The sequence below is a fragment of the Streptococcus sp. HMSC062D07 genome (assembly GCF_001814215.1).
Classification (GTDB): Bacteria; Bacillota; Bacilli; order Lactobacillales; family Streptococcaceae; genus Streptococcus; species Streptococcus infantis_I.
The window spans coordinates 84,767-97,658 of record NZ_KV815330.1; the positions used below are offsets into that span (position 1 = coordinate 84,767).

The window sequence follows — 12,892 nt, forward strand, 5'->3', positions numbered from 1 at the left end:
CTGTCTATGAAAATAGCCTTCTAGGAGTACTTTCTCCTAAAAGGCTAGTTTTTTAATAATTTGAAAAAGTGGCAATGATTCGTTGGCAAACTTCTTCCAAGACAGATGTCGGCATAGCTACATTTAAGCGAGCATGGAGAGCTCCTTCTTCACCAAAGTCCAAGCCCCTATTCAGGATAACCTTGGCTTCGTCTCTCAAGAGTTTTCTTAGCTCTTCATCGCTAATATCATAGGCTGAAAAATCAAGCCAAATGAGATAGGTCCCTTGAGGTTTCATGACCTTGATTTTGGTTTCTCTACCAAATACATCCACTACATAATCAATGTGTTTCTCAATCAGTTCTTTGAGTTCTGTCAACCAATCTTCACCATATAGATAGGCAGTTTCTGTTGCCAAATATCCCAGACCTGAGATTTCATGTTGATTATTAGCCAGCTGGCGTTTTTGGAAAGCAAGTCTCAACTTAGGATTTTCGATAATAGCGTAAGAATTTTTCGTCCCAGCAATGTTGAAGGTCTTAGTTGCACTACTTAAAATCAGTGAAAATTCTTTAAAATCTTCATTTACAGTGTTGAATGACTGGTGCTTGTTTCCAAATAGAGCTAAATCTTGGTGAATCTCATCAGATACTAGCAAAACTCCATGTTTTTGACACAGTTGTCCAATCTTCTCTAAGACTTCCTTTTCCCAAACGCGTCCACCAGGATTATGAGGATTGCAGAGAACGTAGAGTTTCACATCTTCTTCGACAAAGTCTTTCTCCAATTGATCAAAGTCAATCTCAAAAAGTCCGTCTTTTTCTACTAGAGAGTTGGTGATTAGTCGACGATTGTTGAGCTTAATGCTTCGAGCAAAAGGAGGATAAACCGGTGTGTTAATCAGAACCGCTTCACCTTCTTTGGTAAAGGCTTGAATGGCTGTTGAAATAGCTGGCACTACTCCTTCGATAAAGACTAGAGCATCCTTTTCAAAGCGATAACTATGGTGTTTTTCCTCCCAGTTTTGAACGGCTTCAATCAAGCCATCACTAGCATAGGTATAGCCATAGACTAATTGCTCAGCATAGTCATGGACAGTCTGACGAATCTCAGGTAAGACTTCAAAGTCCATATCAGCAATCCAGGCCGGCAATACTTGACGGTCAGTCTCTGCTTCTTTCCATTTGTAGGTATGATGTCCAAAACGATTGGGCAAAGTCGTAAAATCATATTTTCCCATAGTCTTATCCTTCCAAGGCTTGACGCAAATCTTCAATCAAATCCCTAGCATCCTCAATACCAATAGACAAGCGCAAGAGGTCATCTGTTAATCCATAAGAATGACGAACCTCTGCAGGAATGTCTGCATGGGTTTGAGTGGTTGGGTAGGTAATCAGACTTTCAACACCACCCAGGCTTTCAGCAAAAGAGAATACTTTTAAGGTATTCAAAATATGAGGGATTCGTTTTTCATCCGCCACTTTAAAGGAAATCATTCCCCCACGACCTGTATACAAAACTTCTTTGACTGCAGGTGATTGTTCCAAAAAGGCTACGATTTCTTGAGCATTAGCTGTTGAGCGCTCCATACGAAGTGACAATGTTTTAAGACCACGAATCAATTGATAACTATCAAATGGTGACAAAACAGCCCCTGTCGTGTTGAGATTGTAAAAGAGTTTTTCGTACAAATCAGCATTATCTGTCACAACTACACCAGCTAGAACATCATTATGGCCTGCAAGGTATTTTGTCGCTGAATGAAGGACAATATCTGCTCCATCTTCAATTGGACGTTGGTAAATCGGGCTATAGAAGGTATTATCGACGACAACTTTAGCACCCTTAGCATGAGCTAACTTTGATAATTTTTCAATATCAAATTCCAACATCAAAGGGTTGGTTGGTGTTTCGATATAAAGTACATCCACATCCTTTTCTATCTCAGCAATCAGCTCTTCTTCTGTGTTGGCATAGGTAAAGTGGAAACGTCCTTCTTGCTCAACTTGATTGAACCAGCGGAAAGAACCACCGTAAAGGTCACGGACAGCCAAAACCTTGCTTCCTACTGGAAAAACGCTAAAGGCTAACACAATCGCAGACATACCTGAACTAGTCGCCAAAGCATACTTGGCGGATTCAATAGCTGCCAAAACTTCCTCTGCCTTGCTACGAGTTGGGTTTTTGGTGCGGGTATAGTCAAATCCAGTTGATTGACCAAATTCTGGGTGCTGATAAGTCGTTGAAAAGTGAATAGGTGTAACCAAAGCACCTGTTGCCTCATCAGACTTGATCCCTGCTTGTGCTAAAATTGTGTTGATGTGAAATGATTTACTCATACAATACCTCCAAATCTATAGTAACTATTGTACCACTTATTTTGTATCCTTCGTTTTCTTGTTTTCAAGAGCTAGTTATAGTTTCAAACTATACAAAAACGATAGCTTCCTGAGAAACTATCGTTTTTCCTGTTGAATAGACTGATTATTTAACGTGTTTTGCTAATTCTTCTTGGGCTTTTTTATTAGATTCTTCTTTTTCTTTCAGCCATTTTTCTTTAGCTTTTTCATACTCAGCAGCCGATACAGTCTTATCTTGCAACTTGAGGTACTTGTATGATTCGACACCCTTATTTCCAGCTTGTGAGAATGGCGATGAGAATGGAACTGTCTTTCTCAAGGTCGGTGTTCCACCGAGGGAAACGTTTGGAATTGCAAGGGCACTATCGACGAGCCAAGCTTGAACTTCAGCATATTTTTCATAACGTTTCGCTGGATCTTGCTCCTTGTTCGCTTCTTCTAACATTTGAGTGTAAGTATCGAGTCCAACTGCCTTAGCCTTGTCATTGACCTCACCTGGTTCTAGACCAATGTTTTGCAACATACCACCGTTATTGACATTTAAGATATCAAGATAGCTTGACGGATCTAAGTAGTCTGCACTCCAACCACCATTATAGATATCAAAGTCTTTTTGAGCTGCAGTTTGAGCGAGGTAGCCAGAATTATCGTAATCGTCTGTTGATAATTGTTGGATATCGATCACCACATTCTCAGCTCCTAGAACAGATTCGATGGATTGTTTCAAAGAGCTTGCTTCAAGTACACCTTTTTTAGATGATTGGTCAACTGTTACATCCAAGTGGATTGGGAATTGCACACCCTTAGCTTCCAATTCTTTCTTGGCTTCCGCAAATTTAGCCTTAGCCTTGTCAGGATTGTAGTATGGGTCTTGCGCATCTGCAAAGTTGATTCCTTGCCATTCTTGGCCATAGTTGACCATCTTTTCTGAAACAACATCTCCAAAGTCTTTCCCATTGATGGTTACAAATGTAGGAGGTACAACCAGGTTACGAATAATCTTCGTTGCTCCGTCTTCCCCTTGAGATTGAGCTCCATAGGCTGTACGGTTATAAGCATAGTTGAAGGCTTGACGGAAGTTTTTATTCAGAACTGCTTCTTGAGTTGATTTCTTTTCGATATCTGAGGATTTAGACGTGAAGTTATAAGATTTTCTGTCCAAGTTGAAGTTCAAATAATAAGAAGTTGCGGTTTGCATACTATAAATGATGTTATCTTTGTTCTTCTCTTTAATTCCTTCAAAGCTTGAGCTATTTGGATAGAGACGTGCGTAGCTGTAGACTCCTTCTACAAAGTTACGAGCCAGTGCATCTTGGTCACTACCATCATAATAGGCTAATTTCACATCATCTACAAAGACATTTTTTTCATCCCAGTAGTTCGGATTTTTCTTGAATTCGATGACAGATTTTGAAACAAAGGATTTCATCAAGAAAGGTCCATTGTACAAAATGCTAGAAGGATCCACCTTACCAAAATCATCCCCTTTTGATTTCAGGAAGTCTGCATTGACAGGGAAGAGAATGGTTGATGTTGTTTTAGAGTTCCAATAAGATTCTGGTCGTGTCAAAGTGTACTGAACTGTTTGGTCGTCAATCGCCTTAACACCGACAGTTGAAAAGTCAGTTGTTTTCCCGTTGATATAGTCATCCAAACCTGCTACAGAATCTTGAACTAGGTACAAAGCTTCGGATTTTTTATCAGCCGCATATTTCAAACCAGTTACAAAATCTTGGGCAGTTACTGGAGCATATTCTTCACCTTCAGAGGTATACCACTTAGCATCTTTACGAAGTTTATAAGTGTATGTCAAACCGTCCTGAGAAACACTCCAGTCCTCTGCTAAGGATGGAACGTAGTTACCGTATTGGTCATTTTCCATCAACCCATCTACCAAATTGGTAACGATGTCATTGGTTGTTGCACGGTTTTCTGCAAGATAGTTCAAACTAGACGGATCGCTAGAATAGACATAGTTGTATGTCTTTGTAGAGCTAGCTGAGTTGCTACAAGCCGCCAATAGCAGACCTGCACTTAGGGCAACGCCTGCCAGCGTCAGATATTTTGCCTTAGACTTTTTCATAAACAGAACCTCCAAATTTAAATATTTGTATCATTATACAGCTATTGTTTTTTTTAGTCAAGTGATTATGCTCTAAAATTTATATTTTTCTACATTTTTTATATTTTTTTGTATTTTTTCAAGAAAAAAAGAACAATTTAGACTTTTTTTACGTAAAAAGTTCAAATTGTTCGTTTTATTTATAAACTATTATGATAATTTTAATCGTGCTCGTAACTGATTTGCTTTTTCCTGCCCAATAACCTTATCCAAAAGTCGAGTATAGAGACACATAACTCCGTAAAGCCCGCCACCGATTGTACCAATTAAGGCGACATATAGGAAACTCCAGAAACGTCCAGTTGGTTGGAAGACAAATCCAATAATCCATTGCAAGAGTCCTACTAGAATAAACATAACTAGAGTCAAAATAGAAACTAAGATTGTTCTCTTCAAGATAATCTTTCGGCGAACACCTGTAATCTGACAGATTTCACGGTACATTAAAACAATTGGAATGATAAGACCGATGGTCGTTGAAATGAGAGGACCATAGCTATGGAAAATCGCTATTGATGGTAGTTGTAAAAGGAGCTTAGCAATTGAGCCATAAACAAAATACAAGACTGCCTTACGGTTACGGAACATAGCCTGAAGCATTGGTGACAAGACCATGTACAAGCCTAGAATTGTTGATTGCAAGACCGCAAAGATAAATAAGCCCATAGCCAAGCCATCTGGCTTACCGTAAAAGACTGTATAGAGTGGTTCACCTACCATAACTACTCCAACCGTTGCAGGTAAGAGGAATAGGAAGAGCATGGTGATACTATCTTGAACGAGACGAGAAGCTGCTGGTAAATCCCCCTTGACATAGTTCTCCGTCAAGAGAGGCAGACCTACACTACCAATCGAAACTCCAACCGAAATCAAAATCATAGTAATTTTATTAGGATTGGCAGAGAAATAAGAAAACATAACAACTAAGTCTTCATTACTATAGTTGGTAAACCACTTCATGCTATTGATAAAGGTCATTTGGTCCAAGATTTGGAAAAGCTGGATAGCCGAACCAGTCAAGATAAAAGGAATAGCTTCCTTAATCGTATCAACCAAAAGACTCTTACTATCAATCTTATCTCGTGTTTCAAAAACTTTTTGGAGCAATCCTTCCTTATAAAGAAAATAAAGCAAGACTGCAAAACTAGCTACCATTCCCACAAAAGCAGCAAAAGTAGATTGAGTAACTGCTGATAGATAATCTTTTGAACCGAGCTTCATGATGATAAAGGTTGCTAAGAGCATCCAAATCACACGGATAACCTGCTCAGCAATTTGACTCATGGCATAAGGTTTAAGATTATTCATCCCTTGGAAAAATCCACGGATAACACTCATAGACGGGAAAATCAAGACAGCCCAAGCTAGACTCTGCATAATGGGAATCAAATCCTTACCGACACCGGAAAGATCAGCCAACCAAGGTGCAAAGAGATATAAGATCAAAGCAAAGGCAAGTCCCAATACAGTCATAAAGCCTAAGAAGCTTCGAATCAGGGCAAAACTATGCTCTTCCTCATGCATGGTATTGTATTTAGCGACCTGCTTAGCGACCGCCACTGGAATACCTGCTGTCGAAATCAATAAGAACCAGGCGTAGATATTGTAACCCATGGTAAAAAGCCCATTTGCCTTAGCAGCATATGTTCCCATCCAAATATACCAAGGGATGATGTAAATAGCCCCGAGCAAGCGACTGATAAAGTTACTAGCTGTAAGCCAGGCAGTCCCGCGTAACATCTGGGCCTGCTGATGATTATTTTCGTTAGACATAACTTCCTCATTCAATTTTAATAACTAGGAAATGTTCCTTATCTTCCATTATAAACTTTTCCTTGTTACTTGTAAAATTCAGACTTTCAGTTTACAATAGAAAGTATGATAAAGATTGAAACCGTATTAGATATTTTAAAGAAAGACGATCTCTTCCGTGAGATTATCGACCAAGGACATTACCACTATTATTTTAATGATGTAACTTTTGATAGCATTTGCTACGATAGCCGAAAAGCCAATGATAATAGCCTCTTTTTTGTAAAAGGAGCTGCTTTTAAGAAGGAATTTCTTCTTTCGGCAATCTCACAAGGACTCGGTTGGTATGTAGCGGAGCAGGATTATGAAGTAGGCATTCCTGTCATCGTTGTTAGCGATATTAAGAAGGCTATGAGTTTGATTGCCATGGAATTTTATGGCAATCCGCAGGAAAAACTAAAACTTCTCGCTTTCACTGGTACCAAAGGAAAAACAACAGCGGCATACTTCGCCTACAATATCTTAAATCAGCAACATCGTCCTGCTATGTTATCAACTATGAATACGACTTTGGACGGAAAAACTTTCTTCAAGTCTGCTCTGACAACACCTGAAAGCATCGACCTCTTTGATATGATGGCGCAGGCAGTTGATAATGGAAGAAGCCACCTGATTATGGAAGTTTCTAGTCAAGCCTACTTGGTGAAACGGGTCTACGGCCTCACTTTTGATGTAGGAGTGTTCCTAAATATCAGTCCTGACCACATTGGCCCTATTGAGCATCCAACCTTTGAAGACTACTTCTACCACAAGCGTCTCTTGATGAAAAATAGCCGAGCAGTTGTCATTAATAGCGATATGGACCACTTCTCTGTTCTAAAAGAACAAGTTGAGAACCAAGAGCATGACTTCTACGGTAGCCAATCTGATAACCAAATCGAAAACTCCAAAGCCTTTAGCTTCTCAGCTACTGGTAAATTAGCTGGTGATTATGACATCCAGTTGATTGGACATTTTAACCAAGAAAATGCAGTCGCTGCAGGACTTGCCTGCCTTCGTTTAGGTGCTAGTCTTGAAGACATTAAAAAAGGGATTGCTACTACTCGTGTCCCTGGTCGCATGGAGGTTCTCACTCAGAAAAATGGCGCTAAAGTTTTCATCGACTACGCCCACAATGGTGACAGTCTTAAAAAACTGATCTCAGTCGTTGAAACACATCAGACTGGAAAAATTGCTCTAGTTCTTGGTTCTACTGGAAACAAGGGAGAAAGCCGTCGTAAGGACTTTGGACTTCTCCTCGATCAACATCCTGAAATTCAAGTATTTCTAACGGCTGACGATCCAAACTATGAAGATCCAATGGCCATCGCTGAAGAGATTAGCAGTTTCATCACGCGCCCTGTCGAGAAAATCGCAGATCGCAAAGAAGCCATCCAACGGGCTATGGCAACTACCAGCAAGCCTGAAGATGCTGTTATTATCGCTGGAAAAGGAGCTGACTGCTACCAAATCATTCAAGGTAAGAAAGAAGACTATCCTGGAGATGCAGCTATCGCAGAACGTTATCTATAATAAATTAAAAGAAGGCTAGGAAATTTCCTAGCCTTTATTTTTTTATAAATATGAGTCTTTCTTTATCAAATTCTACAGCTAACTCATATTTCCCATCTTCATTTTGAATGATGTAGCCCAATAAAACTAAACTATCAACAAAGATATCTCGACGTTTCTGCATAAGCTGGTCTTTTTTGAGAAATTTGAGCAAAAAGGTTGTCATATACTTAAGGGCATACTCAGGATTGACATCCCCCAAAACATCATAGAGTTTCTGCTGATCTTCTGTCAGCGGATACTGGTGCTTAACCTTATAAAAGTAATTAGACAAGGTCATCTTTTCCCTAGCAAAATCCGTATACTCTTCTAGAATTGCTGCATTTGTTTGATTGCGCAATTCTGTCTGAAAATCTTTCTCCAGGATTTCTGGATAAACAGGACTATCATCTCTCACAAAGACTTCCTGGTCTAGTTCAAGAGAATTTGTAGATTCTAGAAATGGGAGATTGAGATAATAGCGTTTGTTCTCTCTCAAAATCAATCCCGCTTTAATATATTCCTCCAAGTACTTGTCAACTGCAACCCCTGGAAACTGAGCCTTGATTTCACGAAGAATAACATCATCATGCTGATCAAGATAGTCAACCAAATTTCTAAAGAATGGTTGTCGTGTCAAACGATATGGATTAAAAATCTGAATCATGAAGATTCCTTTCTTTACAAATTAAAAGTGGTGATGTTGCTAATTGACTCGGGTTAGTACCAGGCAGATTCAAAGGTACAGCTAGCCCTAGTTCTCTATAGTATTCACTCCAGAAATCACTAATTTCCTGTGTATCATTCCCAAACTTCATGGGAATGGTCTCAAAAATAGGGAGTAGTTCAGCAATGAACTGAGAACAGTAACAACCATCTCCATCCGGATAAAAGGAAGCATTGTAGGGCGAACCCAAAAGGCTCTCTGCCTGCTTTTTGATTTCTTTGTGATCGATTTTCGGATAGCGATAAAGGTCATAGACTTTCTCAACTTCAAAGAAATCTTCAGGAGATTGGGCAAGGATGCCACCTTCCACCGTTGCATGATAAATGGAATCGTCCAAAAAGATGGCCACATGGCTATAGTTGCCAGTTGATGCCTGGATGGCCTGTCCCATATCTGACAGGTCCTTTACAAAAATCAAATCGCCATTTTCCAACATACTTCTCTCCTAGCAAAAAAGGAGCCGAAACTCCTTTTTAATAATGGGTTTCCCCATCGAACATTATGCATTAAAACTTTCAGTCAATTGTGGTACTACTTGTTTCTTACGTGAAACAGCACCTGAAAGGAAAGCGTGGTTGTTTTCAAGTTTGAAGTTGAAGGCTGCTTCAACTTTGTCCATGTTAGCACCAAGAGCCAAAATTTCTGAGTTTGAGTTGACGATGTCTGTAATCATCAAAACAAAGTCAGAGTAACCGTTAGCTGCGTTTGCTGCTTGGATAGCTGCTTCGATTTCAGCTTGGCGTTCCAATACTTCAGCGATATCAACTGTATTGACTTGAGCCACACGAACGTTGTTTCCGTTCAATTCAAAAGTCTTAGCATCGATGTCGATCAATTCTTCTGCTGATTTGCTTGCCAAGTTCGTACCAGCCTTAAGCACTGCAAGACCGTATTCTTCCAAGTTCACACCAGCCAATTCAGCCAATTCAGGCGCAATCACTTTATCAGATGGATGAGTTGTTGGAGATTTCAAAAGAAGAGTATCTGAAACCAAACCTGAAAGCATCAAACCTGCGATTTCTTTTGGCACTGCTACACCATGTTCTTTGAACATGCGGTATACGATAGAAGATGCTGATCCTACTGGTTCCAAACGCATGTAAAGTGGGCTGGCAGTTTCAAAGTTAGCCACACGGTGGTGGTCCACCACACCATAAACTTCTACTTCAGCGATATCTGACACTGATTGTTGGAATTCATTGTGGTCCGTCAAAATGACTTGTTCTGCACCTTCTGCCTTAGCTGAAGTGATAACACGCGGTGCTTCAACACCAAAATAATCTAATACGAAAGCTGTTTCTTCATTTGGAGTACCAAGAGCCACTGCTTCTGTATCCAAACCATAAGCCTCTTTCGCAAGATAAGCAAAGGCTACAGATGAACCGATAGCATCTGAATCTGGATTTTGGTGACCAAATACTAGAATCTTAGACATGATAATACCTCGTTTCTTTATTCTCTTTATTGTAGCATTTTTTTCAATTTTTGACAAAAGTAAGAGAAGCCTAAAAGGCTTCTCTTTATAGGTTAAAAGCATTCACTAGATTTTTATTTTGATTATCGTTTAGGTAGCTTTCCTTCTGAGGACGCTTCTTCCGTTTGAGTAGAGCCTCAGCCGACATTGCTTCTTCCTTACTATCAAAACCTTCTGCATAGATGAGTTTTACCGGCAATCGAGCTCGTGTATACTTGGCTCCTTTGCCACTATTGTGGACAGCAACTCGTTTCTTCACATCTGTTGTATAGCCTGTATAGTAAGAACCATCACGACACTCAACTACATACATATAAGCCTTATGATCCATAATAAATCTCTTGAATTTCTGGTGTATAGGAGCCATCACTATTATGAACAATGAGTGGTGGTAAAACCTTAAAGCCACTAGTGGAGCCATCTTTGATAGCCTCAATCAAAAGCATATTGGCTTCCTTTTCCCGTTTAGGGTAGACAAATTGCAGCCGCTTTGGAGCTAGATTATGCTGTTGGAGTGTAGCTAAGATATCTAATAATCTATCTGGGCGATGAACCATGGCTAGACGCCCGTTAGATTTGAGTATACTTTGGGCACTACGACAAATTTCTTTTAGATTAGTCGTAATTTCGTGCCGAGCCAATAAGTAGTGTTCGCTTTCGTTCAGATTAGAATTTGCGTCCACCTTAAAATAGGGAGGGTTGCACAAAATCAAATCAACCTTACTCCCCTGAATGTGGCTAGGCATGTTCTTCAAATCATCACAAATAACCTGCATCTGCTCTTCTAAGCCATTTAATCGGACTGAGCGTTCTGCCATATCTGCGAGGCGTTCCTGGATTTCTACAGAGAGAATTTTAGCCTTGGTACGACTACTAGCAAAAAGTCCAACAGCTCCATTACCTGCACAAAAATCCACAATTAACCCATTTTTAGGAAAGCGAGGAAAACGTGACAAAAGTACACTATCCACCGAATAGCTGAAAACCTCTCTATTTTGAATAATCTTGATATCTGTAGAGAAGAGTTGGTTAATGCGCTCTCCTGATTTTAATAATTGTTCTTCGTTCATACTTCTATTGCCACAAATTTAATAACATCAAAGATGGTTAGAAATTTATCAATTACTGTTTTTCTTTAAATGCTCCAAGGCTTCTCGAGTCCAAACAGGCATCATGCGACCAAGCGGTGCAAAACCATGTTTGATGCGATCATTCGAAAAACGTCTCCGTCTAGGAAGTTGATGCTTTTCTTCTTCCAAGGTACGAATGGAAAGGCTAGCTTTCCCAGTATATTCATCAAAATCTACTACTTGTACCTGGACTTCATCACCGATTTTTAAAACTTCATAGATATTTTCGATAAATCCTGTCCGAATCTCTGAGATATGAATCAGTCCAGTCACTCCTGTCTCTAGCTCAACAAAAGCACCATAGGGCTGAATCCCAGTAATACGGCCATTTAGCTTATCACCGATTTTCATTTTAGTCCTCAATTTCAATAGTTTCAATTACGACATCTTCAACTGGCTTGTCCATTGCACCTGTTTCGACACCTGCAATTGCATCCAGAACTTCATAAGAAGCTTCATCCGCAAGTTGACCGAATACAGTATGACGACGGTCTAGGTGAGGAGTTCCACCTTGTTCTGCATAAATCTCAGCAATTGGCTCTGGCCAACCACCACGAGCAATTTCTTTCTTAGAATATGGCAAGTGTTGGTTCTGCACGATAAAGAACTGGCTGCCATTTGTATTTGGCCCAGCATTAGCCATAGAAAGGGCTCCACGGACATTGTAAAGTTCTTCTGAAAACTCATCCTCAAAAGATTCTCCATAGATAGACTCTCCACCCATACCGGTTCCAGTTGGGTCTCCACCTTGAATCATAAAATCTTTAATAATACGGTGGAAAATCACACCGTCATAGTAACCATCTTTTGACAGAGCAATAAAGTTGGCTACTGTTTTTGGTGCGTGATTAGGGAAAAGTTTGATACGCATATCCCCATGATTTGTCTTAATAGTCGCAATTGGACCTTCTACTGCTTCAATGTCTACTTGTGGAAAATGTAATTCTTTTTCTACCATACCAAATCCTTCTAAGGCATCAAAGATGCCATCTTCTTCTAATGTTTTTGTAATATAATCTGCTTTTTCTTTGATTTTTTCATGAGAAACACCCATGGCGACACTAATGCCTGCATAATCAAAGAGCTCTAAATCGTTAAGCCCGTCCCCAAAAACCATCACGTTTTCAGGTTTAAGACCTAATTGCTCTACCACTTTGGCAACTCCAGCTGCCTTAGAACCATTTAAAGGTACTACATCAGATGAGTTACGATGCCAACGAACCATACGTAAGGTCGATGCCAAAGTATCAGGCAATTTCAGGTCATCACCCTGCTCCTCAAAGGTCCACATCTGATAAATATCTTCTTTTTGGTAAAAATCAGGGTCCACCTCTAAATCAGGATAAATCGGGTCTATCGCCTGGCTAATCATCTCTGTTCGTCTTGATAGTTTAGCAGCATGGCTTCCCACCAAACCATAATCAATCCCAACTTCTTTGGTCCAAGTAATATATTCCTCAACCTTATCTTTAGCAATTTTGTTACTATAAATGACATTGCCCTTTTTGTCCTCAATATAAGCACCATTCAAGGTTACAAAGAAATCAGGTTTGAGGGCTTTAATCTCTGGGACGACACCAAAAATTCCACGTCCAGTCGCAATTCCTGTCAAAATTCCTTTATCACGTAATTGTTTAAAGGCTGTTGGAATAGTGCTTGGAATAAAGCCAGTCTTTGAATTTCGTAAAGTATCATCTATATCAAAAAAGATAATTTTAGTTTTCTTAGCCTTGTATCTTAACTTGGCATCCATTATAA

General features: G+C 39.7%; 12 protein-coding genes. 1 reads left to right on the forward strand and 11 read right to left on the reverse strand.

The genetic code is table 11. From position 1 onward, the window contains the following. Positions 1 to 52: 52 nt before the first annotated feature. The 4 genes from HMPREF2957_RS05315 to HMPREF2957_RS05330 all read right to left on the reverse strand — a co-directional run bounded on the left by HMPREF2957_RS05315 (position 53) and on the right by HMPREF2957_RS05330 (position 6,234). Entirely contained in the window at positions 53 to 1,219 is a 1,167-nt protein-coding gene (locus HMPREF2957_RS05315; protein WP_070677953.1) for a MalY/PatB family protein, read from the reverse strand. Between the two features lie 4 nt (positions 1,220 to 1,223). Continuing rightward, positions 1,224 to 2,318: a cystathionine gamma-synthase gene (locus tag HMPREF2957_RS05320; protein WP_070677955.1), complete on the reverse strand. Its 1,095-nt coding sequence runs from the start codon at positions 2,316 to 2,318 to the stop codon at positions 1,224 to 1,226. Between the two features lie 145 nt (positions 2,319 to 2,463). Then, positions 2,464 to 4,422, reverse strand: a complete 1,959-nt coding sequence (locus tag HMPREF2957_RS05325) for a peptide ABC transporter substrate-binding protein (protein ID WP_049495703.1) — start codon at positions 4,420 to 4,422, stop codon at positions 2,464 to 2,466. A 189-nt stretch (positions 4,423 to 4,611) separates the two neighbouring features. Beyond that, the gene (locus tag HMPREF2957_RS05330) at positions 4,612 to 6,234 is read right to left on the reverse strand and encodes a putative polysaccharide biosynthesis protein (protein WP_070677957.1); all 1,623 of its coding nucleotides are present in this window, start codon (positions 6,232 to 6,234) and stop codon (positions 4,612 to 4,614) included. A gap of 105 nt (positions 6,235 to 6,339) precedes the next feature. On the opposite strand from HMPREF2957_RS05330, the gene HMPREF2957_RS05335 reads away from it, so the two are divergent. Beyond that, positions 6,340 to 7,785, forward strand: coding sequence for a UDP-N-acetylmuramoyl-L-alanyl-D-glutamate--L-lysine ligase (locus HMPREF2957_RS05335; RefSeq protein ID WP_070677959.1), 1,446 nt, complete (start codon positions 6,340 to 6,342; stop codon positions 7,783 to 7,785). Positions 7,786 to 7,819: 34 nt separating this feature from the next. On the opposite strand, the gene HMPREF2957_RS05340 is transcribed toward HMPREF2957_RS05335, so the two are convergent. From HMPREF2957_RS05340 to HMPREF2957_RS05370, 7 genes are all read right to left on the reverse strand, one after another. Continuing rightward, positions 7,820 to 8,470 (reverse strand): DUF1803 domain-containing protein, encoded by a 651-nt coding sequence (locus HMPREF2957_RS05340; protein WP_070677961.1) that lies wholly within the window; start codon positions 8,468 to 8,470, stop codon positions 7,820 to 7,822. After that, positions 8,454 to 8,966, reverse strand: a complete 513-nt coding sequence (locus HMPREF2957_RS05345; RefSeq protein WP_070677963.1) for a YiiX/YebB-like N1pC/P60 family cysteine hydrolase — start codon at positions 8,964 to 8,966, stop codon at positions 8,454 to 8,456. Before HMPREF2957_RS05345 ends, HMPREF2957_RS05340 begins: the two co-directional genes overlap by 17 nt. Before the next feature lie 63 nt (positions 8,967 to 9,029). After that, the gene (locus HMPREF2957_RS05350) at positions 9,030 to 9,965 is read right to left on the reverse strand and encodes a manganese-dependent inorganic pyrophosphatase (protein WP_070677965.1); all 936 of its coding nucleotides are present in this window, start codon (positions 9,963 to 9,965) and stop codon (positions 9,030 to 9,032) included. An 85-nt stretch (positions 9,966 to 10,050) separates the two neighbouring features. Beyond that, positions 10,051 to 10,335 (reverse strand): GIY-YIG nuclease family protein, encoded by a 285-nt coding sequence (locus HMPREF2957_RS05355; RefSeq protein ID WP_016466128.1) that lies wholly within the window; start codon positions 10,333 to 10,335, stop codon positions 10,051 to 10,053. Then, positions 10,325 to 11,074, reverse strand: coding sequence for a tRNA1(Val) (adenine(37)-N6)-methyltransferase (locus HMPREF2957_RS05360; RefSeq protein WP_070677967.1), 750 nt, complete (start codon positions 11,072 to 11,074; stop codon positions 10,325 to 10,327). The genes HMPREF2957_RS05355 and HMPREF2957_RS05360 overlap by 11 nt, the downstream gene beginning before the upstream one ends. Positions 11,075 to 11,122: 48 nt before the next feature. After that, positions 11,123 to 11,485 (reverse strand): S1 RNA-binding domain-containing protein, encoded by a 363-nt coding sequence (locus HMPREF2957_RS05365; RefSeq protein ID WP_004252382.1) that lies wholly within the window; start codon positions 11,483 to 11,485, stop codon positions 11,123 to 11,125. Position 11,486: 1 nt separating this feature from the next. After that, positions 11,487 to 12,887 (reverse strand): bifunctional Cof-type HAD-IIB family hydrolase/peptidylprolyl isomerase, encoded by a 1,401-nt coding sequence (locus tag HMPREF2957_RS05370; RefSeq protein ID WP_070677969.1) that lies wholly within the window; start codon positions 12,885 to 12,887, stop codon positions 11,487 to 11,489. Positions 12,888 to 12,892 lie beyond the last annotated feature (5 nt).